The sequence below is a fragment of the Staphylococcus pasteuri genome, from assembly GCF_030547725.1.
GTDB lineage: Bacteria > Bacillota > Bacilli > Staphylococcales > Staphylococcaceae > Staphylococcus > Staphylococcus pasteuri.
The window spans coordinates 1-230 of sequence record NZ_JAUOQO010001105.1 but is presented as its reverse complement, the minus strand read 5'-3'; the positions used below and the strand labels follow the sequence as shown (position 1 = coordinate 230).

Below are 230 nucleotides of genomic sequence, written 5' to 3'. Positions count from 1 at the left end.
CTAACATGACTTAATAAACCCGCGTTAGGCTGGAAATCTTTATTAGGATCTTCGGCATACAAACGCACTTGAATTGCGTGACCTGTGGGTTGTAAGCCCTCGGCTTTGTCACTTAGCGGATAGTTTTTGTTACACGACTGAGCAAAACCCAGCTCAATCATCCATTTGACTAAATCTACGCCAAATACCATCTCGGTAACGCCATGCTCTACCTGCAGGCGGGTGTTCAC

Annotated in this window: 1 protein-coding gene; it reads right to left on the bottom strand. The window is 46.1% G+C overall.

The window, feature by feature from the left end; all coding sequences use genetic code 11:
• Nucleotides 1-230 (bottom strand): ATP-binding protein (locus Q4528_RS16560; protein WP_512701013.1); only part of this gene is annotated, 230 nt, incomplete at both ends.